Below are 20,079 nucleotides of genomic sequence, written 5' to 3'. Positions count from 1 at the left end.
ACCTAGGAGAAACACCATGCCGAAGCCCACCAAGGGTGCCCGTCTGGGCGGCAGCGCCGCGCACGAGAAGCTGCTCCTCGCGAACCTCGCGAAGTCGCTCTTCGAGCACGGCCGCATCACCACCACCGAGGCGAAGGCCCGTCGCCTGCGCCCGTACGCGGAGCGTCTGGTCACCAAGGCGAAGAAGGGTGACCTTCACAACCGCCGTCAGGTGCTCGCGGTGATCACGGACAAGAGCATCGTGCACACGCTCTTCACCGAGATCGGCCCGCGCTACGAGAACCGCCCGGGTGGTTACACCCGTATCACCAAGATCGGTAACCGCCGTGGCGACAACGCGCCCATGGCTGTCATCGAGCTGGTGGAGGCCCTGACCGTGGCCCAGCAGGCCACCGGTGAGGCCGAGGCGGCGACCAAGCGTGCCGCGAAGGACGCCGAGGCTCCGGCCGCAGAGGCCAAGACCGAGGCTCCGGCCGAGGTCGTCGAGGACGCGGCTCCGGCCGCGGCCGAGGGCGACGAGTCCAAGGACGCCTGAGGCTCTGCCTTGCGGTGAGCGGGTCCGCCCCTGCGGGGCGGGCCCGCTTTCGCGTTTGCCCACAGCCTGTGAGGGTGCGGCCGGCCGCTGCCCACGGTCGGTGGGCGTGATGGCCTGAGAGGATCTAGGTGTGAGTGACGAAGTGCAGCCCGGGTTTGTGCGTGTGCGGATGGACCTTTCCTACGATGGGAGCGAGTTCTCCGGGTGGGCCAAGCAGGCCAGGGGGCAGCGGACCGTGCAGGCGGAGATCGAGGATGCTCTGCGAACGGTGACGCGGTCGAAGGAGACGACGTACGAGCTGACCGTGGCCGGGCGGACCGATGCCGGCGTCCATGCGCGGGGGCAGGTGGCGCATGTCGATCTGCCGGTCGAGCTGTGGGCCGAGCATCAGGAGAAGCTGCTGAAGCGGCTGGCCGGGCGGCTGTCGAAGGACGTCCGGGTGTGGTCCCTGACCGAGGCGCCCGAAGGGTTCAACGCGCGCTTCTCAGCGATCTGGCGGCGGTACGCCTACCGCGTCACCGACAACCCCGGTGGTGTGGACCCGCTGCTGCGCCATCATGTCCTGTGGCACGACTGGCCGTTGGACGTCGATGCCATGAACGAGGCCGCTCAACGGCTCGTCGGGGAGCACGACTTCGCCGCCTACTGCAAGAAGCGCGAGGGCGCGACGACCATTCGTACGCTCCAGGAGCTGAGCCTCGTACGCGGTGACGACGGGATCATCACCGCCACCGTCCGTGCCGACGCCTTCTGCCACAACATGGTGCGCTCGCTGATCGGCGCCCTGCTGTTCGTCGGGGACGGGCACCGCGGGCCCGATTGGCCCGGGAAGGTACTGGCCGCCGGCGTACGGGATTCGGCGGTTCATGTCGTACGGCCGCACGGACTCACGCTGGAAGAAGTCGGTTACCCCGCCGACGAGTTGCTGGCCGCGCGGAACAAGGAGGCGCGGAACAAGCGTTCGCTGCCCGGGGCGGGTTGCTGCTGAACGACCTTTGGGTCGTGGGATTTCCAGCATTATGCGGCATTTCACGGTCTACGACCCCGAGGCGATGGGCAGCCCCCGCAAGGCGCATCCGCTCCTCGGGTACGCGGTCTCGCCCGAGGAAGCGCTGCAACGGGCCGCCCTCATGCTGCATCTGACCGAGTGGCCGCGGTTCCGTGAACTGGACCCCGGGCCGCTTGTGTCACTGGTGTCCCGTCCACGGATCGTGGACGGCAGAGGGGTGCTCGGCGCGGACCGCTGGACCGCGGCGGGCCGGCAATTCCGGGCGCGGGGACGACCCGCGCCCGCAGGGGAGGGGAAGTAGAGCATGACGTACGACGTGGGGGCGGACGTGGCGGTCACCGTGGTGATGCCGACGTACAACGAGGCGGCGAATCTGCCCCGGATGGCCGAGGCCGTCCTCCAACTGCCGCTCGCCGGGCTGCACTTGAAGATCGTGGACGACTCCAGCCCGGACGGCACCGGGCGGATCGCGGAGGAGCTCGCGGAGAAGTACAACGCCGACGGGCGGCGCCGGATGAGCGTGCTGCACCGGACCGAGAAGGACGGTCTGGGAAGGGCGTACACGGCCGGGATGAGCGCCGCTCTCGAAGAGGGCGCCGCGTACGTCGTGCAGATGGACGCCGACGGCAGCCATCCCGTGGACGCCGTGCCCAGGATGCTCGGCACGGCCGTGGCCACCGGCGTGGGACTCGTCATCGGCAGCCGGTATGTCGAGGGCGGCTCGCTCGACGAGGACTGGGGTGTGCACCGGGTGCTGCTCTCGCGCTTCGCGAACGGCTACGCCCGTGCCGTGCTCGGCACCAAGATCCGGGACATCACGGCCGGGTTCAACCTCTGGTCGGCCGCGACCCTGGGCGATGTCGACCTGGCAACGCTCGACAGCGCCGGCTACAGCTTCCAGGTCGAGCTCAAGTACAAGGCGGTGCGCGCCGGACACAGCGCCGTGGAGATCCCGATCCGCTTCGAGGAGCGGACCGAGGGGGTCTCCAAGATGACGCTGCGTACGCAGCTGGAGTCGGCGGTGGTGCCGATCCGCCTGCGGATGAAGCACAAGTAGGGCGGTAACAAGCGGGGGAGCCGCGTAGCGGAGCAACACGCAGCGCGGCAGCAAGCAGTGGCGTAGGCCAGTAGTCCCGTATCCCGTAGTGCCTCGTGCGGCGGCGGTCGATCCTCGTCGGCCGCCGCCCGGGGCCGCTACTCGTTGGCCGCCGCCGACGCCTGGGCCTCGCCGCGCCGGCGGATCTGCCGGAAGGCGAACTCGGCGATGTCGTCGCCGCTGGTGAAGACCTTGGTGTCCTTCGTCGTCACGTCCTTGCCGTTGGTGAACCCGGCGAGGGTGAAGTAGGCGTAGCGGCCGTAGGAGTTGGTGGTCGAGCGGCAGACGGCGGAGTCGCAGAAGGGCTTGACGGCGTTGCCGGACAGCGAGGTGACGATGCTCTTCTTGTCCGCATCACCCTTGGCCTTGGTCGCCTGCGCCTCGGTGTCGAAGACGGCCACGCCGACCGTCACCGCGACACCGTCCTTGGTGTAGGTGACGCGCAGGACGCGTGTGCAGCCGTTCTTGGTGAGGATCGCCGGGAGGGTGCCCTTCGTGGCCGAGGCACAGTTCTTCGTGTCGGCCGTCGGACCCTTGCGGTAGACGCGGTCGCCCATGGTGAGCTGCGTACCGGGGAAGAGGATGTCCGGGCTGAGCGGCGCCTTGTCCTTCTTCGCGCTGGATATGAAGTCCTTCGGGTCCAGCGGGGGCGGGGCCGACGTCGGCTCGAACGACGGGGCCGGCGCAGTGGTGTCGCTCGGGATGGTCGCGGTGGCGGGGAGGTCGGACGGCTGATTCGAGGCCTGGCCGTTCCCGTTCGCGGACACCACGGCCACGGCGACGGCCGCGCCGACCCCGATCGTGGCGAGCGCCGCGCCGCCGATGAACAGCAGCCTGCGCCGTTTGTTGCGCGACTCGGACGCCTCGGCGAGTGCTGCCCAGTCAGGAGTCCGATCGGTGCTCTGGTTGCCCCATTGAGGCTGCTGAGAACCCGGCTTCCAGGGATCCCACGGGGGCTGCCCCTGCCCACCCTGCCCATAACTCATGCGCCGCATCTTAGACGGGTGTTGGGGGGTGCCGTTCCGCATCACAGCGCACTTGAGCCCCTAGCGTGACCTGCATGAACGAGGGCAAAAGTGACATCTCCGGGTGGTTGGTGCGACGGGCGTCCTGGCATGCGTGGGCGGTGTTGGCCCTGGTGCTGTGCGTCCCGGTCGTGAACGTCGTGCGCAGGAGCTCGGACGGCGGGATGGACAACGCGATCGTCGTCCGGGCGGCCCGGACCTGGCTGGACGGCGGCTCGCCGTATGCCGACCCGCACTTCCTCTATCTGCCCGGCGCGGTGCTCGCGGCGGTGCCGCAGGCGCTGCTGCCACTGGCCGTGCTGCGGGTGCTCGTGCCGCTGGCGGTGACCGGACTACTGGCGGCGGGCTGGGGCTGCGCGCTCCGCATCCACGGGATCGCGTGGCGCAGCCGCTTCGCCGTACTCGGCCTGACCGGGCTCGCGCTGGGCTTCGCACCCTTCGGACATCTGGTGACGCTCGGCAACTGGACCGTGACGGCGGCGGTCGCGCTGCCGCTGGGGTTGCTGTGCGCGGTACGGGGGCGGTGGGTCGCGGCCGGGGTGGTGATCGGCGCCGCGATCGTCCTGAAGCCCCTGCTCGCGCCGGTGGCGCTGCTCTTCGTCTTCGCCCGGGAGTGGCGTGGACTGGGCTCGCTTGTCCTGGTGCCCGCGGTGGTCTCCGGCGGGGCGGCGCTGCTGATGCCCGATCCTGCGGGGTTTGTCACGCGGACGCTGCCGTTCCTGCTGCGGGGGCACGACAGGTTCGTACGACTGTACGAGGCTTCGCCGGGGCCCGTGCTGGCACGGCTCGGGGTGCCGCAGGGGGTGGCGACCTCGATCGCCTTCATGGCCGCCGGGGCGGGGGTCTGGTGTGCGTACCGGCGCTGGTGTCGGGCCGATCCTGGGCCGCTGCGGCTGGTCGAGACCGCCGTGACGCTGATGCTGTCGGCGTTTTTGGTGTCCCGGCCGTCGTACGACCACTATCTGCTGGTCGTGGTGCCGCTGCTGGTCGCGGGGGTGCCGCTTCCGGGCTCGGTCGCCCGGAGTCCGTGGTTCTGGCTTGCGCTGGTGCCGCAGGTGCCCGGTTTCAGCTGGCCCTGGCTGGAGCCGGTGACCCGGCGGGCCTTTCGGGACTGCCTTACGTTGTGTGTGCTGGCTGCTGCCGTAGCCGTTCGGCCGGAGCTGTCCTTGGGGCGTGTCGGAAGCCGCCCGGCCCTGCAGGCTGTGCCCGCCCGTCCCGCGCTGCGGGACGATTGCCCACAGCGATGAGCGACGGCAGCGGTAAGCGACGGCGGCGGTAGCGGCCGCGGCGGTGATGGCCGCAGTGGTGGTGGCCACGGCGGTAGCGACCCTCGCGGCGGTACCCGGAGCGCCGCATCCCCAGGGGTTCGACCCGCGTTTTGACCCTTCAGGGGCAGCGCGGGTAGGCTAGCGATTCGTTATGTGTATTGGCTTGCTCATTCTCACGTGAGGGGCCCTTACACCGGTCCACCGGGGCCGATGACCAGCGACCAGCACGCGGTATGCGTCACCGCAGTGCGGTCAGGGCTGTCGTGATCGTCCGTGGTGGCCTTGTCAGGACCCACTCACTGAAGAAGCGAAGGCTACGAACCGTGCGTACGTACAGCCCCAAGCCCGGCGACATCACTCGCCAGTGGCACGTCATCGACGCCCAGGACGTCGTCCTGGGACGCCTGGCGACCACTGCCGCCACCCTCCTGCGGGGCAAGCACAAGCCGATCTTTGCCCCCCACGTCGACGCTGGTGACTTCGTCATCATCATCAACGCGGACAAGGTGCACCTGTCCGGCAACAAGCGGACCCAGAAGATGGCGTACCGCCACTCCGGTTACCCGGGTGGTCTGCGCTCCGTCCGCTACGACGAGCTGCTGGACAAGAACCCCGAGAAGGCCGTCGAGAAGGCCGTCAAGGGCATGCTCCCCAAGAACTCCCTGGGCCGTCAGATGCTCTCGAAGCTGAAGGTCTACTCGGGCGACCAGCACCCGCACGCTGCCCAGCAGCCGGTGCCGTTCGAGATCACCCAGGTCGCGCAGTAGTTCCGGCCACCCCCTAAGACACAGAGAATCTGAGGAGAATCGTGGCCGAGACCACCGTTGAGCAGCCGGTCGAAGAGACTGAGCTCGTCGACATCGACCAGTACACCACCGAGTCCGAGGTCCCCGTCGAGGGCGAGTACACCTCGGAGTCCCTCGCCGGCCGCTTCGGCGAGCCGCAGCCGGCCGCCGGCCTGGGCCGTCGCAAGAACGCCATTGCCCGCGTCCGGATCGTCCCGGGCTCCGGCAAGTGGAAGATCAACGGTCGCACCCTTGAGGACTACTTCCCCAACAAGGTGCACCAGCAGGAAGTCAACGAGCCCTTCAAGGTGCTCGAGCTCGACGGCCGCTACGACGTCATCGCCCGCATCTCGGGTGGCGGCGTCTCCGGTCAGGCCGGTGCCCTGCGCCTCGGCGTGGCCCGCGCCCTGAACGAGGCCGACGTGGACAACAACCGCGGCGCCCTGAAGAAGGCCGGCTTCCTCAAGCGCGACGACCGTGCGGTCGAGCGCAAGAAGGCCGGTCTCAAGAAGGCCCGTAAGGCCCCGCAGTACAGCAAGCGTTAATCTTCGCTGCCTGCTCGTACGCGTCGCAGTACGCGTAGTACGTCCGAACGCCCCGGCGGCACGCCACAGTGCCGCCGGGGCGTTCGTTTATCACAGTCATGGGCGTATAACGGCACAAGGCGCTCAAAGGCTCGTGTGATCGGATGACTTCCGAACTCTGAAGCTTCCTCAGGAGGACAAGTGGGACGACTCTTCGGCACGGACGGCGTGCGCGGTGTCGCCAACGCGGATCTGACGGCCGAGCTCGCGCTCGGTCTCTCCGTGGCAGCGGCGCACGTACTGGCCGAGGCGGGCACGTTCGAGGGCCACCGGCCGGTCGCGGTGGTCGGGCGGGACCCGCGCGCGTCCGGGGAGTTCCTGGAGGCCGCCGTGGTCGCGGGCCTGGCCAGCGCGGGCGTGGACGTCCTGCGCGTCGGTGTGCTGCCCACCCCCGCGGTGGCGTACCTCACCGGTGCGCTGGGCGCCGACCTCGGCGTGATGCTCTCCGCCAGCCACAACGCCATGCCCGACAACGGGATCAAGTTCTTCGCCCGCGGCGGCCACAAGCTCGCCGACGAGCTGGAGGACCGGATCGAGGGCGTGTACGAGGAGCACCGCACCGGCGCTCCCTGGGACCGGCCCACCGGTGCCGGCGTCGGGCGCGTGCGCACGTACGAGGAAGGGTTCGACCAGTACGTCGCCCACCTCGTCGGCGTCCTGCCGAACCGCCTGGACGGGGTGAAGGTCGTCCTCGACGAGGCACACGGCGCAGCCGCCCGGGTCTCGCCGGAGGCCTTCACGCGGGCCGGCGCCGAGATCATCACGATCGGCGCCGAGCCGGACGGGCTCAACATCAACGACGGCTGCGGCTCCACCCACTTGGCCAAGCTCCAGGCCGCCGTCCTCGAACACGGCGCCGACCTCGGCATCGCGCACGACGGCGACGCCGACCGCTGCCTCGCCGTGGACCACACGGGCGCCGAGGTGGACGGCGACCAGATCCTGGCCGTACTCGCGCTGGCGATGCGGGAGCGTTCCGCACTGCGCTCCGACACCGTCGTCGCGACCGTCATGTCCAACCTGGGCTTCAAGCTCGCCATGGAGCGCGAGGGTCTTTCGCTCATCCAGACGGCGGTCGGCGACCGTTACGTCCTGGAGGAGATGAAGGAGCACGGCTACGCCCTCGGCGGCGAGCAGTCCGGGCACGTCATCATCCTCGACCACGCCACCACCGGCGACGGCACGCTGACCGGTCTGCTGCTGGCGGCCCGGATCGCGCAGACGGGCCGTACGCTCCAGGACCTCGCATCGGTCATGGAGCGGCTGCCGCAGGTGCTGATCAATGTGCCCGACGTCGACAAGTCGCGGGTGAAGACCTCGGCCGAGCTGGCCACCGCAGTGGCCGACGCCGAGCGCGAACTCGGATCCACCGGCCGGGTGTTGCTCCGTTCGTCGGGCACCGAGCCGCTCGTGCGGGTGATGGTCGAGGCCGCCGACATCGACCATGCGCGGTCGGTGGCAGGGCGGCTCGCCGACGCGGTGAAGTCGGCGCTCGGCTAGGTCCTGTCGTCACACTCCCGTCGTCCGCCCGGGGCGCAGGCGGGAGTGTGATGACAGGGCCTAGTGCCCCAGCAGGCAACGTTCGCCCCGTCAGGCAAACGTTGCCCGCCGGGCACTAGAACCGGCTCAGTGCTGCGGTGCGCTCCCGCTGCCGGGCCCAGAGCCACTTCTGGGCCAGCAGCGTGAGCGTGCCGGCCAGCACGATGCCCAGCAGGTTCAGCAGCAGCTGCTCGGTGGAGCCCCACGCCTGGTGGTACTCGGTGTAGCTGAAGGCGACGGCGGCGTTCGCGGCGGCCGGGACCGTGGTCACCGAGATGGCGACGCCCACCAGGGCGCCCGACTTGGCGGAGGTCAGGGACAGTGTGCCCGCGCAGCCGGCGAGGACGGCCACGACGAACGAGAACCAGTCGGGCCGGTAGATGAAGTTGGTGTTGGGGCGCTGGGCGCCCAGCTGCGTGTCGCTGAACAGGCCGACCGCGTCCATGAAGTAGCTGAAGGCCACCGTCACCAGCATCGCGATGGCGAAGCCCACGAGCAGCGCGGTCAGCGAGCGCCACGCGAGCCGCGGGGCGCGGCGCACCAGGGCCGTGCAGAACCCGGCCAGCGGTCCGAACTCCGGGCCGACCGCCATCGCGCCCACGATCAGGATCGCGTTGTCGAGGACCACACCGCAGGCCGCGATCATCGTGGCCAGCGTGATGAACGCGACGTAGGTGACCGAGAGCGTGGACTCCTCGTGCGTCGCGTCCGTCAGGTGCTCCCACAGCACCGCGTCGGCACCCTCGCCCGGTGCTTCCTCCTCCGCCTTGTCGGCCCGCTTCGACAGCGACAGGTCGATGTTCTCGACGGCGATCGAGCCGCTCCGATCGATCCCCAACTCCTGCAGCCCGGTCAGGAGTTCGTCGCCGGCCTCCCGGGCGACGTCGCACATGACGACATCGCCCACGGGGTTGCGGGCCGCCCCCGGCAGCACGGCCAGGTGGGTCGTGCCGACCGTCCGCTCGATCAGACGTATGACGTCATCGGTGCGGTCGGCGGGGGTGATCAGGCGCAGATGCAGCATGGCCGCAGGGTAATGGTCAGAGCTTGCGCAGGCTCAGGCGCTGCACCTTGTGGTCGGGGCCCTTGCGCACGACGAGGGTCGCCCGGCCGCGCGTCGGGGCCACGTTCTCCAGCAGATTGGGCTTGTTGATGGTCCGCCAGGTCGTGCGGGCGTAGTCGAGCGCCTCCTCCTCGGAGACCTGGGTGTACCTGCGGAAGTACGAGTCGGGCTTCTGGAAGGCGGTCTGGCGCAGCTTCTTGAAGCGGTTGAGGTACCAGCGCTCGATGTCCTCGGGCCGGGCGTCGACGTACACGCTGAAGTCGAAGTAGTCCGCGAGGCCGACGCGGGTGCGGCCGTCCTTGCCGGGCAGGGCCGGCTGCAGCACGTTCAGGCCTTCGACGATGAGGATGTCGGGGCGGCGGACCGTGAGCCGTCGGCCAGGGACGATGTCGTAGATCAGATGCGAGTAGACGGGGGCGGTGACCTCGTCCTTGCCCGCCTTGATGTCGGCGACGAACCGGGTCAGGGCGCGGCGGTCGTACGACTCGGGGAAACCTTTACGCGACATCAGACCGCGCGCTTCCAGCTCCTTGGTGGGCAGCAGGAAGCCGTCCGTGGTGACCAGCTCGACGCGCGGGTGCTCGGGCCAGCGGGAGAGCAGGGCCTGCAGGAGCCGGGCGACGGTGGACTTGCCGACGGCCACCGAACCGGCGACTCCTATGACGAACGGGGTGCCCGACTGGGAGCCCTTCTCGCCGAGGAAGGTGTTCAGGGCGCCTCTGAGTCCGTCGGTGGCGCCGATGTACAGATTGAGCAGTCTGGACAGTGGCAGATAGATGTCCCGGACCTCGTCGAGGTCGATGACGTCGCCCAGACCGCGCAGCTTCTCGACCTCCTCCGCGTTGAGCGGGAGCGGCGTCTTTTCGCGCAGCGCGCTCCACTCGGTACGGGTGAGGTCGACGTAGGGAGTCGCCTCCGGCCTGGACCGGTGGGCGCTCCGGGATATCGAGGAGACCGGAGAGATCACAGTCCATTGTTACGGGAGTATGGACGGGATGGGGGGTGGGGTCCGTCACGCCGGGTCACACAGGGTTGCGTCGGAGCCCTGGGCCTGGGGGCGGCTGGAATTTCCGATATCGGGCACGCAGTACCGGGATCGGGCGGGTGTGGGCCCTTAGGCTGCGGCCATGTGCGGAATCGTGGGATACGTGGGGTCGCAGTCGGCGCTTGATGTGGTGATGGCCGGACTGAAGCGGCTGGAGTACCGGGGATACGACTCGGCGGGCGTCGCCGTGCCGGCGGACGGCGGGCTCGCCGCCGCGAAGAAGGCCGGCAAGCTCGTCAACCTGGAGAAGGAGCTGGTCGACCGGCCGCTGCCGACCGGAACGACGGCCATCGGGCACACCCGCTGGGCCACCCACGGCGGCCCCACCGACGCCAACGCGCATCCGCATCTGGACAACGCGGGCCGGGTCGCCGTCGTCCACAACGGGATCATCGAGAACTTCGCCCTGCTGCGCGCCGAGTTGGCCGAGCGGGGACACGACCTGGTCTCCGAGACGGACACCGAGGTGGTCGCGCATCTGCTCGCCGAGGAGTTCTCGTCCTGCGCCGACCTGGCGGAGGCGATGCGGCTGGTGTGCCGGCGGCTGGAGGGTGCGTTCACGCTGGTCGCGGTGCACGCCGACGATCCGGATGTGGTGGTCGGAGCGCGCCGGAACTCGCCGCTCGTGGTGGGCGTCGGGGAGGGCGAGGCCTTTCTCGCCTCGGACGTCGCCGCGTTCATCGCCCATACGCGGTCGGCGATCGAGCTGGGCCAGGACCAGGTGGTGGAGCTGCGCCGGGACGGCGTGACGGTCACCGGCTTCGACGGCCGCCCCGCGGACGTGCGCTCGTACCACGTCGACTGGGACGCTTCGGCGGCCGAAAAGGGCGGTTACGACTACTTCATGCTCAAGGAGATCGCCGAGCAGCCCAAGGCTGTCGCCGATACGCTCCTCGGCCGTATCGACGCGTCCGGCTCGCTGACGCTGGACGAGGTGCGCATCCCGGTGTCGGTGCTGCGCGAGGTCGACAAGGTCGTCATCGTGGCTTGCGGTACGGCCTTCCATGCCGGGCTGATCGCCAAGTACGCCATCGAGCACTGGACGCGGATTCCGTGCGAGGTGGAGCTGGCGAGCGAGTTCCGCTACCGGGACCCGATCCTCGACCCGCGCACCCTCGTCATCGCCATCTCGCAGTCCGGCGAGACCATGGACACGCTGATGGCGCTGCGGCACGCCCGCGAGCAGGGCTCCAAGGTGCTGGCCATCTGCAACACGAACGGCTCGACGATCCCGCGCGAGTCGGACGCGGTGCTGTACACGCATGCGGGCCCGGAGGTCGCGGTCGCGTCCACGAAGGCGTTCCTGACGCAGCTGGTCGCCTGCTATCTGGTCGCCCTGTATCTGGGCCAGGTCCGCGGCACCAAGTGGGGCGACGAGATCCAGGCCGTCATCCGTGAGCTGTCCCGGATCTCCCGGGAGGTCGAGCGGGTCCTGGAGACCATGGAGCCGGTACGGGAGCTGGCGCGCTCCCTGGCCGACAAGAACACCGTGCTGTTCCTCGGGCGGCACGTGGGCTACCCGGTCGCGCTCGAAGGCGCCCTCAAGCTGAAGGAACTGGCGTACATGCACGCCGAGGGCTTCGCGGCGGGCGAGCTGAAGCACGGTCCGATCGCGCTGATCGAAGAGGACCTGCCGGTGGTGGTCGTGGTGCCGTCCCCGCGTGGCCGCTCGGTCCTGCACGACAAGATCGTGTCCAACATCCAGGAGATCCGGGCGCGGGGCGCCCGCACCATCGTCATCGCGGAGGAGGGTGACGAGGCGGTCGTGCCGTACGCCGATCACCTGATCCGCATCCCGGCGACGCCCACCCTCCTCCAGCCGCTGGTGTCGACGGTCCCCTTGCAGGTGTTCGCCTGCGAGCTGGCGACGGCTCGGGGGAACGAGGTGGATCAGCCTCGGAACCTGGCGAAGTCGGTCACCGTGGAGTGAGGCGGGGCCGGCCGGCCCCGCCGGCCCCGCCGGACCTGGTCGGGGGTGAGGCTCCAGGTGCCCAGCTCGCTGTAGCTGGACAGTCCGCAGCTGCGGGCTCCGTACCGCCGACTCGCCGATCCGGTCCGTGGCGAGGTACACGCCGAGTGCCGGCCAGGCCCGGCCGGTGCGACCAGAAGGCAGAAGAGGGCCGTCGGGGCCCAGGTGCCCGGGGCGCGCGGCGGCGCGGGAGCCTTCGGGCGCTTGCGGGTTGCCGGCGACGGAGGACGAGGAGTACTGCGGGGCGACGGTGAGGCCCGCCCAGTGGACGCCCCGGCCGCTGGTCATGCCTCCGCCCCATGGCGTACGTGGATGTGCCCCGCACCGGCAGGCCTCCCGGTGCCTGTGCGCTCGGTGTGAAGTCGCCGCAGGCCGGCAGGGGGGTGGCATTTTCCCGTCGTGCGAACGGGCTCCGGTGCCCCGCCCCTTAGGGTGCGAGGCATGAGCATCATCGGGGTCGGTATCGACGTGGCCGAGATCGACCGGTTCCGGGCGTCGCTGGAGCGCACGCCCGGACTGGCCGAACGAGTTTTCCTCGAAGAGGAGTTGTACCTGGCGAGCGGCGAGCGCCGGGGCATCGCGTCCCTGGCCGCGCGCTTCGCCGCGAAGGAGGCGCTGGCCAAGGCGCTGGGCGCCCCGGCGGGTCTGTACTGGACCGACGCCGAGGTCTACGTCGAGGACAGCGGTCAGCCACGGCTGCGGGTGAAGGGCACGGTGGCGGCCCGGGCAGCCGAACTGGGCGTGCGCTCCTGGCACGTGTCGCTCAGTCATGACGCGGGGGTGGCTTCGGCGGTGGTGGTGGCGGAGGGGTAGGTCGACGCGGGGCGCCGTGCCCGGGCTTCGAGCGCACGGCGGGCGTCGGTACGGGAGACTCGGCGGTATGCGTACTGCGTACAGCGTGGAGAGCGTAAGAACAGCCGAGCGGGAGCTGATGGCGCGGCTTCCCGAGGGGGCATTGATGCAGCGCGCGGCCGCCGGACTGGCAGCGGCCTGCGCGGAGTTGCTGGGACGGGTGTATGCCAGCCGGGTCGTGCTGCTCGTCGGCAGCGGTGACAACGGCGGCGACGCCCTCTACGCGGGGGCGCGCCTCGCCCGCCGCGGCGCGGGCGTCACCGCGGTGCTGCTCGCCCCCGAACGGACGCATGCCGGGGGGCTGGCGGCGCTGCGGCGGGCGGGGGGTACCTCGGCGGCCCCCGCTGCCGCCGAGCGCCTCATCCGGCGCGCCGACCTGGTCGTCGACGGCATCGTCGGGATCGGCGGCAAGGGCGGGCTGCGGCCGGACGCCGCGCCGTTGGCCGAGTTCGCCGCGGACTCCCGTGCCGCCGTGGTCGCCGTCGATCTGCCGAGCGGTATCGAGGCGGACACCGGGGAGGTCCTCGGCGCGGCGGTGCGCGCCGATCTCACAGTGACGTTCGGGACGCACAAACCGGGGCTGCTCATCGATCCGGCCCGCGGATACGCCGGTTCCGTACGCCTCGTCGACATCGGGCTCGAACTGCCCGCCGAGGCCGAGCTGGAGGCACTGCAGCACGCGGACGTAGCAGCGCGGCTGCCGGTGCCCGGGGCGGAGAGCGACAAGTACCGGCGCGGTGTCGTCGGGATCGCCGCCGGGTCCGCGCGCTATCCCGGGGCGGCGGTGCTCGCCGTGTCCGGTGCGCTGCGGGGTGGGGCGGGAGCCGTGCGGTACGTCGGACCCGCGGCGGACGCGGTGATCGCGCGCTTTCCGGAGACCCTCGTCTCCGGCCAGGGGCCCGCGCGGGCCGGACGGGTTCAGGCGTGGGTCGTGGGACCCGGGGCCGGGGACGACGCGTCGGCTGTCGCGGAGGTGCTCGCGGCGGAGGTGCCGGTGCTGGTGGACGCGGACGGGTTGCGGCTCGCGGACCGGGACGCCGTACGGGCGCGGAGTGCGCCCACGTTGATGACCCCGCACGCCGGGGAGGCCGCCGCGCTGCTCGGGGTTTCGCGGGAGGCCGTCGAGGGGGCCCGGCTGGCTTCCGTGCGGGAATTGGCGGGGCTGTACGGGGCGACGGTGTTGCTCAAGGGGGCGACGACGCTGGTGGCCGATGCGGGGGGCGGGGCTGTGCGGGTGAACTCCACGGGGACGGCCTGGCTGGCCACCGCGGGGAGTGGGGACGTGCTGTCCGGGCTGGCCGGCTCGCTGCTCGCGGCCGGGCTGTCCGCGTTGGACGCGGGGAGCGTTGCCGCGTACCTCCATGGGCTCGCGGGGCGGTTCGCCGCGGACGGGGCGCCTGCCGGAGCCCATGACGTGGCCTCCGCCATCCCGGACGCGTGGCGCGACGTCCGCGACTGAACGCCGGGAGGGTTTCGCCCCCGCTGCCTCTACCCGTCCCGTACCTGGGGGCTGCGCCCCAAGACCCCCTGGTTTGTCTTTTGGCCGCGGGACGGTGGGGGCTCGTCGCGCAGTTCCCCGCGCCCCTTCAGGGGCGGCGGGGCGAAACAAAGCCTTGGCCGAATGGGGGACCCGGTCCGCGCGGCTCAGGCGGAACCGGCGATCCGTTGCGTATGGCTGATTGCATGATGATCGGACATATGAGGTGCCGGGGCGCGGCGGTGGTGCTCGCGCTGTTGGCCGTGTTGCCCGTTGAGAGTGCCCTCGCGGCGAGCGGTCCCCCCGCTCCCGGACCGGGGAGCGAGCTGGTGCCCGGCGTGCCTCCGGGCCCCCATCAGCCGTGGCAGATCGACACGCCGGACCAGATGCTCGCGCCGAGGGTGTACACCCCCACGGCCGCGGAGGACGCTGTTGAGCCACGGAACGCGCCGGCCGGAACGGATGTGCTCATCGAGTACGTACCGCTCAGCGACGCCGCCGCGGTCAAGGCCGTGACGTGCAGCAAGCGGACGGGGCCTTATCAGCGGCAGGTGGAGCGCTGGCTGAAGCGGAAGGTGGACGGGAAGCAGTCCGCCGCCGATTGTGCTGCAATTCGGTCGTTTCAGACGAAATATGGGATCAAGCCGAATTCCGGGTACGCCGGACCCGTCACCTGGGCCCATATGCAGCTGCTCTCGGCGAGGAAGAACCCGAACGCGGCCGGAAAGTGCCCCGTCCGGTCGTACCGCGTCGTCTGTGTGGACCTGAAACGCCAGCTCACCTGGGCGCAGAAGGGGAAGAAGGTGCTGTGGGGGCCGGTGCCGATGCGGAGCGGGCGGGCCGGATACCGGACCCGCACGGGCTGGTTCAAGATCTACTGGAAGCACAAGAACCATTGGTCGACGCTCTACAACAGCCCCATGCCGTACAGCCAGTTCTTCAGTGGCGGACAGGCCTTTCACGCCATCTACGGCAGCGTCTACGACCCCAACGGCTCGTGGGGATGCATCAATCTGCGCCTCGCCGACGCCCGCAAACTGTGGAGCGTCACGAAGACGGGCGACCACGTGTACGTGTGGGGACGCAGGGCAGGCACCTGATGCCGGACGGCCAGACGGCCCCCTACCGGTACCGGCCCCGGGGCGCTGTCAGCCCCCTCTGAGAGACTGAGGGCGCGATGAACGAGACAGCACCCTTGCGCGCCCGCGCCGAGATCGACCTGGCAGCCCTGCGGGCCAACGTGCGGACCCTGCGCGCCCACGCGCCGTCCGCGGCCGTGATGGCCGTGGTCAAGTCCGACGCGTACGGCCACGGGGCGGTGCCGTGTGCCCGCGCGGCGCGCGAGGCAGGCGCCACCTGGCTCGGCACCGCGACCCCCGAGGAGGCCCTCGCACTGCGAGCGGCCGGACTCGAAGGGCGGATCATGTGCTGGCTCTGGACCCCCGGCGGCCCGTGGAAGCAGGCCATCGAGGCCGATCTCGACGTGTCGGTGAGTGGCATGTGGGCGCTGCGGGAGGTGGTGCAGGCAGCCCGGGACGCCTCCGCGCCCGCCCGCGTCCAGCTCAAGGCCGACACCGGCCTCGGGCGGAGCGGCTGTCAGCCCGCCGACTGGCCCGAACTCGTCGGGGAGGCGCTGAGCGCCGAGGCCCGGGGGCTCATCACCCTCACCGGTCTCTGGTCGCACTTCGCCTGTGCCGACGAGCCCGGTCACCCCTCCACCCAGGCCCAACTCACCCGATTCCGCGAGATGGTGGCGTACGCCGAGGAACAGGGCGTCCGTCCCGAGGTCCGGCACATCGCCAACTCGCCTGCCACGCTGACCCTTCCCGAGTCCCACTTCGACCTCGTTCGCACGGGCATCGCGGTCTACGGCATCTCTCCGAGCCCCGAGCTGGGCACCCCGGCCGACTTCGGGCTGCGCCCGGTGATGACGCTGAGCGCGTCGCTCGCGCTGGTGAAGCATGTTCCGGGCGGCCACGGCGTCAGTTACGGGCATCACTACACCACGCCCGGCGACACCACCCTCGGCCTCGTGCCCGTCGGCTATGCGGACGGCATCCCGCGCCACGCCTCCGGCACCGGCCCGGTGCTGGTCGGCGGCAAGTGGCGGACGGTCGCAGGCCGGGTCGCGATGGACCAGTTCGTCGTCGATCTCGGCGGGGACGAGCCCGCGCCGGGCGCGGAGGCGGTTCTCTTCGGCCCGGGCGACCGCGGCGAGCCGACCGCCGAGGACTGGGCCCGGGCGGCGGGCACGATCGCCTACGAAATCGTCACCCGGATCGGAACCCGCGTTCCGCGCGTCTACGTCAATGTGAACGAGGAACAAGACGGGTAACACCCCCCTGGCAGAGCAGAACCCGGCGGCGAGCGAAGAAACGAAGAGGAGCGGGACGTGAGCGAGAGCAGCGCGGAGGTCGTCGCGAGTGCGGCCTCGGCGGCCGCCGCCTCCGCCGGGAACTGGCGCAAGGCCGGTGTCGTGGGCGCCGCGATAGGCGTGGTCGCGGCGGGCGCCGCCGCAGGAGTCGCCATAGAGCGGCTCACAGTGGGTCGCGGCATGCGCCAGAAGGCCCGCCTCGCCCTCGACTCGGCGGGCCCGTACGGCTCGCTGCGCGGCATCCCCGGCAAGGCGTACGCCGATGACGGCTCCGAGCTGTACTACGAGATCGACGACGCCGAGCCGGAAGCCCCGCTCGCCCCGCGCCGCCGCCGGCTCTTCGGCCGCAAGGCGCCGGTCCCCGTCACCGTCGTCTTCAGCCACGGCTACTGTCTCAACCAGGACTCCTGGCACTTCCAGCGCGCCGCGCTGCGCGGTGTGGTGCGCACCGTGCACTGGGACCAGCGCAGTCATGGCCGGTCCGGGCGCGGCGTCGCACAGACGGAGGACGGGACGCCGCTCACCATCAATCAGCTCGGGCGTGACCTGAAGGCCGTCATCGACGCGGCGGTGCCCGACGGGCCGATCGTGCTGGTCGGGCACTCCATGGGCGGCATGACCGTCATGGCCCTCGCCGACCAGTTCCCCGAGCTGATCCGCGACCGGGTCGTCGCCGTCGCCCTCGTCGGTACGTCGTCGGGGCGTCTCGGCGAGGTCAACTTCGGCCTGCCCGTCGCGGGCGTCAACGCGGTACGACGCGTGCTCCCCGGCGTACTGAAGGCGCTCGGACAGCAGGCCGCCCTGGTGGAGCGGGGACGGCGGGCCACGGCCGATCTGTTCGCCGGGGTCATCAAGAGGTACTCGTTCGCCACCCGGGACATCGATCCCGCGGTCGAGCGGTTCGCCGAGCGGATGATCGAGAGCACGCCGATCGACGTGGTCGCCGAGTTCTATCCGGCGTTCACCGAGCACGACAAGACCGCCGCGCTCGCGCACTTCACCGAGATGCCCGTCCTCGTCCTCGCCGGGGTGAAGGACTTGGTGACCCCGAGCGAGCACAGTGAGGCGATTGCCGACCTGCTGCCGGACGCCGAGCTGGTGCTCGTGCCCGACGCCGGACACCTGGTGATGCTGGAGCACCCCGAGGTCGTCATAGACCGTCTCGCCGACCTCCTCATGCGCGCGGGTGCCGTCCCGGCAGGGGCTACCGTGGGTGGCTATGGAAGCACCAGCAGCACCGCACAACCCGGCTGAGCCCGCGCAGGACGGCGTCAGCGTGCAGATCACCATCAACTCCCCCGAACAGATGCAGGAGTTGGGCCGCCGACTCGCCAAGCTGTTGCGCGCGGGCGACCTCGTGCTGCTGAACGGGGAGCTCGGCGCGGGCAAGACCACGCTGACGCGTGGGCTCGGCGAGGGGCTCGGCGTCCGGGGCGCGGTCACCTCTCCGACCTTCGTCATCGCGCGGGTGCACCCCTCACTCGGCGACGGTCCGCCGCTCGTCCACGTGGACGCGTACCGCCTGGGCGGTGGGCTGGACGAGATGGAGGACCTCGACCTCGACGTCTCGCTCTCCGACTCGGTGATCGTCGTGGAGTGGGGCGAGGGCAAGGTAGAGGAGCTGACCGACGACCGGCTGCACGTCGTCATCCACCGGGCCGTCGGGGACACCACGGACGAGGTACGGCACGTCACACTGACGGGACTCGGCGAGCGGTGGGCGACGGCCGATCTGAGCGTGCTGTCGGCCTGACCGGTTCGGCGCGCCCCGGTCACCCGGCCATCGCCATGCCGGCCTGGGCTTTCGTAGATTCCGACCAGTTCTTCATGAACGTTCCGACAAGACGTCGGCAAGATATTGCGTTCGGCATCCCGGCCGTGGTCACATGGACATCAGTTCGTAGTTAGGTCTACCTAACCACGCTTGCCCCCGAAGCCCCAGGAGGCGTCCATGTCGGCTTCAGAACGTGACGTGCCGGCGCAGCCGTGCGTGGTGGCCGGGGTGTCGATGCGGGATCTGCTGGCGTCGTGCGCCGCGGCCGAGGCGGTGTCGAGGCCGCCGCGCGAGCCCGCGCCGCGCGCGACGGAGCCCGTGCAGGCGCGGCGCGTACGGCGCCCGGAGGCGGCGTAGCCCGCTACTGGATGACGACGACCTTCACGCCGATCGTCGCGAACTGCCACATCGCGTTGCCGTTCGCGCGGGACTCGCGGATGCCGCCGAGCTTCTTCGAGCTGTCCGGCGCGGCCGTCGAGCCGTTCACCGCCGCGCTGAAGCCGACCGCCACGCCGTCGACCAGGGCGAACCGTACGACGTGCTCGATCTGCGCTCCGTCCGATCCGGTGACCGCGCGGTTGCGTGACGTGACCGCGTAGGAGCCGACCGTCGGGTCGATCGTGCCCGGGGTGACCTTGAAGGTGTGCTGGACCTTGTTGTCCGCGCCGACCAGCCAGACGCGGTCGTCGTCCGTCGAGTAGACGACCCGCTCACCCGTGCCGGACTGGGCGGGCAGCGCCGCCGGGTTCTTCTTGTCGCGGGGGGCCTTCGAGACCGAGGCCTTGGGCGATGCGCTCGTGTGCGGTTTGGCCAAGGTGTCCGGCACGTTCGCGGACGCCTGGTAGGCGAGGAAGCTGACTGCGGCGACCGCCGCCACGGTGAGCCCGGCCACGAATCCCGAGCTGCTCCTAGCCACCTTGTGTGCCCACCTCTCGTACTTCGTACGTCTTTGATGTGACGGTAGCAGCAGGGGACCGCGAGACCTGGGCGGCCGTACGTCCGGCTCGGGCGCCGTAGGCTGTTTGCGTGCTCTTGCTCGCTCTGGATACCGCCACCCCCGCCGTGACCGTCGCCCTGCACGACGGCACGTCCGCCATCGCCACGTCGAGCCAGGTGGACGCGCGCCGGCACGGAGAGCTGCTGCTGCCGGCCGTCGACCGGGTGCTCGCCGAGGCAGGCCTCAACCTGGACGCCGTCACCGGCATCGTCGTGGGCGTCGGCCCCGGCCCGTACACGGGGCTGCGCGTCGGCCTCATGACCGCCGACACCTTCGGGCTCGCTCTCGGCGTGCCCGTGCACGGCCTGTGCACCCTCGACGGGCTCGCGTACGCGGCCGACATCGAGGGCCCCTTCGTCGTGGCGACGGACGCCCGGCGCAAGGAGGTCTACTGGGCGCGCTACGCCGACCGCCGGACGCGCGTGTCGGACCCCGCCGTGGACCGCCCCGGCGACCTGGACCTCGGCGGTCTGCCCGCCGTCGGCGCGGGCGCGCTGCTCTACCCCGACACGTTCCCGGACGCCCGCGCGCCCGAGCATGTCTCGGCGGCCGCGCTGGCCGCCCTGGCCGCGGAGAAGCTCGCCGCCGGCGAGGAGCTGGAGGCACCCCGGCCGCTGTATCTCAGGCGTCCGGACGCCCAGGTGCCCAAGAACTACAAGGTGGTCACCCCCAAGTGACGGCCGAGCT

Annotated in this window: 21 protein-coding genes; 17 read left to right on the top strand and 4 right to left on the bottom strand. The window is 70.7% G+C overall.

Annotated elements, in window-relative coordinates:
• Nucleotides 1–16: 16 nt before the first annotated feature.
• From rplQ to ACIBK0_RS08885, 4 genes are all read left to right on the top strand, one after another.
• Complete coding sequence (gene rplQ / locus ACIBK0_RS08900; protein WP_399077173.1) at nt 17–535, top strand: 50S ribosomal protein L17; 519 nt, start codon at nt 17–19, stop codon at nt 533–535.
• Nucleotides 536–665: 130 nt separating this feature from the next.
• Nucleotides 666–1,523, top strand: coding sequence for a tRNA pseudouridine(38-40) synthase TruA (truA, locus tag ACIBK0_RS08895; protein ID WP_399077171.1), 858 nt, complete (start codon nt 666–668; stop codon nt 1,521–1,523).
• 31 nt (nt 1,524–1,554) lie between these two features.
• On the top strand, nt 1,555–1,845 hold the full coding sequence (locus tag ACIBK0_RS08890; protein WP_399077169.1) for a UDP binding domain-containing protein: 291 nt from the start codon (nt 1,555–1,557) through the stop codon (nt 1,843–1,845).
• Nucleotides 1,846–1,848: 3 nt separating this feature from the next.
• Complete coding sequence (locus tag ACIBK0_RS08885) at nt 1,849–2,601, top strand: polyprenol monophosphomannose synthase (protein ID WP_399077167.1); 753 nt, start codon at nt 1,849–1,851, stop codon at nt 2,599–2,601.
• Nucleotides 2,602–2,738: 137 nt separating this feature from the next.
• Here the strand turns inward: ACIBK0_RS08885 and ACIBK0_RS08880 are convergent, their stop codons facing one another.
• Nucleotides 2,739–3,626, bottom strand: a complete 888-nt coding sequence (locus ACIBK0_RS08880; RefSeq protein ID WP_399077165.1) for a hypothetical protein — start codon at nt 3,624–3,626, stop codon at nt 2,739–2,741.
• Nucleotides 3,627–3,700: 74 nt separating this feature from the next.
• Between ACIBK0_RS08880 and ACIBK0_RS08875 the strand changes: the two genes are divergently transcribed.
• From ACIBK0_RS08875 to glmM, 4 genes are all read left to right on the top strand, one after another.
• Nucleotides 3,701–4,912 (top strand): glycosyltransferase family 87 protein, encoded by a 1,212-nt coding sequence (locus ACIBK0_RS08875; RefSeq protein ID WP_399077163.1) that lies wholly within the window; start codon nt 3,701–3,703, stop codon nt 4,910–4,912.
• Between the two features lie 344 nt (nt 4,913–5,256).
• Nucleotides 5,257–5,700: a 50S ribosomal protein L13 gene (rplM, locus tag ACIBK0_RS08870; RefSeq protein WP_399077161.1), complete on the top strand. Its 444-nt coding sequence runs from the start codon at nt 5,257–5,259 to the stop codon at nt 5,698–5,700.
• Between the two features lie 41 nt (nt 5,701–5,741).
• Nucleotides 5,742–6,263, top strand: a complete 522-nt coding sequence (gene rpsI, locus ACIBK0_RS08865) for a 30S ribosomal protein S9 (RefSeq protein ID WP_189190312.1) — start codon at nt 5,742–5,744, stop codon at nt 6,261–6,263.
• A gap of 180 nt (nt 6,264–6,443) precedes the next feature.
• Complete coding sequence (gene glmM / locus ACIBK0_RS08860) at nt 6,444–7,802, top strand: phosphoglucosamine mutase (protein ID WP_399077158.1); 1,359 nt, start codon at nt 6,444–6,446, stop codon at nt 7,800–7,802.
• Nucleotides 7,803–7,917: 115 nt separating this feature from the next.
• Here the strand turns inward: glmM and ACIBK0_RS08855 are convergent, their stop codons facing one another.
• Together ACIBK0_RS08855 and coaA are read right to left on the bottom strand one after the other, a co-directional pair.
• A complete protein-coding gene (locus ACIBK0_RS08855) occupies nt 7,918–8,865 on the bottom strand; it encodes a DUF389 domain-containing protein (protein WP_399077156.1) in 948 nt (315 codons plus the stop codon).
• A gap of 16 nt (nt 8,866–8,881) precedes the next feature.
• Nucleotides 8,882–9,871 carry a type I pantothenate kinase gene (gene coaA / locus ACIBK0_RS08850; RefSeq protein WP_399077154.1) on the bottom strand — a complete coding sequence of 330 codons (990 nt, stop codon included), beginning with the start codon at nt 9,869–9,871 and terminating at the stop codon, nt 8,882–8,884.
• A 160-nt stretch (nt 9,872–10,031) separates the two neighbouring features.
• Between coaA and glmS the strand changes: the two genes are divergently transcribed.
• The 8 genes from glmS (at nt 10,032) to ACIBK0_RS08810 (ending at nt 18,752) form a co-directional block, all read left to right on the top strand.
• Nucleotides 10,032–11,879: a glutamine--fructose-6-phosphate transaminase (isomerizing) gene (gene glmS / locus ACIBK0_RS08845; RefSeq protein WP_399077152.1), complete on the top strand. Its 1,848-nt coding sequence runs from the start codon at nt 10,032–10,034 to the stop codon at nt 11,877–11,879.
• Nucleotides 11,880–12,359: 480 nt separating this feature from the next.
• Entirely contained in the window at nt 12,360–12,731 is a 372-nt protein-coding gene (locus ACIBK0_RS08840; RefSeq protein ID WP_399077150.1) for a holo-ACP synthase, read from the top strand.
• Nucleotides 12,732–12,798: 67 nt separating this feature from the next.
• Entirely contained in the window at nt 12,799–14,229 is a 1,431-nt protein-coding gene (locus tag ACIBK0_RS08835) for an NAD(P)H-hydrate dehydratase (RefSeq protein WP_399077148.1), read from the top strand.
• A 224-nt stretch (nt 14,230–14,453) separates the two neighbouring features.
• Nucleotides 14,454–15,347, top strand: a complete 894-nt coding sequence (locus ACIBK0_RS08830; protein ID WP_399077146.1) for a L,D-transpeptidase family protein — start codon at nt 14,454–14,456, stop codon at nt 15,345–15,347.
• Nucleotides 15,348–15,424: 77 nt separating this feature from the next.
• On the top strand, nt 15,425–16,582 hold the full coding sequence (gene alr / locus ACIBK0_RS08825; RefSeq protein WP_399077144.1) for an alanine racemase: 1,158 nt from the start codon (nt 15,425–15,427) through the stop codon (nt 16,580–16,582).
• A 57-nt stretch (nt 16,583–16,639) separates the two neighbouring features.
• A complete protein-coding gene (locus tag ACIBK0_RS08820; RefSeq protein ID WP_399077142.1) occupies nt 16,640–17,875 on the top strand; it encodes an alpha/beta fold hydrolase in 1,236 nt (411 codons plus the stop codon).
• Entirely contained in the window at nt 17,841–18,374 is a 534-nt protein-coding gene (gene tsaE, locus ACIBK0_RS08815; protein ID WP_399077140.1) for a tRNA (adenosine(37)-N6)-threonylcarbamoyltransferase complex ATPase subunit type 1 TsaE, read from the top strand. Before ACIBK0_RS08820 ends, tsaE begins: the two co-directional genes overlap by 35 nt.
• Nucleotides 18,375–18,572: 198 nt before the next feature.
• Nucleotides 18,573–18,752, top strand: coding sequence for a hypothetical protein (locus ACIBK0_RS08810; RefSeq protein WP_399077138.1), 180 nt, complete (start codon nt 18,573–18,575; stop codon nt 18,750–18,752).
• Nucleotides 18,753–18,756: 4 nt separating this feature from the next.
• Here the strand turns inward: ACIBK0_RS08810 and ACIBK0_RS08805 are convergent, their stop codons facing one another.
• Nucleotides 18,757–19,311, bottom strand: a complete 555-nt coding sequence (locus tag ACIBK0_RS08805) for a hypothetical protein (protein ID WP_399077136.1) — start codon at nt 19,309–19,311, stop codon at nt 18,757–18,759.
• A 110-nt stretch (nt 19,312–19,421) separates the two neighbouring features.
• On the opposite strand from ACIBK0_RS08805, the gene tsaB reads away from it, so the two are divergent.
• Entirely contained in the window at nt 19,422–20,069 is a 648-nt protein-coding gene (tsaB, locus tag ACIBK0_RS08800) for a tRNA (adenosine(37)-N6)-threonylcarbamoyltransferase complex dimerization subunit type 1 TsaB (RefSeq protein WP_399077134.1), read from the top strand.
• Nucleotides 20,070–20,079: the final 10 nt, after the last annotated feature.

Origin of the sequence: Streptomyces sp. NPDC050564 (assembly GCF_044457265.1) — a bacterium.
Taxonomy (GTDB): domain Bacteria; phylum Actinomycetota; class Actinomycetes; order Streptomycetales; family Streptomycetaceae; genus Streptomyces.
Note: the sequence above shows the minus strand (reverse complement) of the source record. Positions and strands in the feature narration are given on the sequence as shown.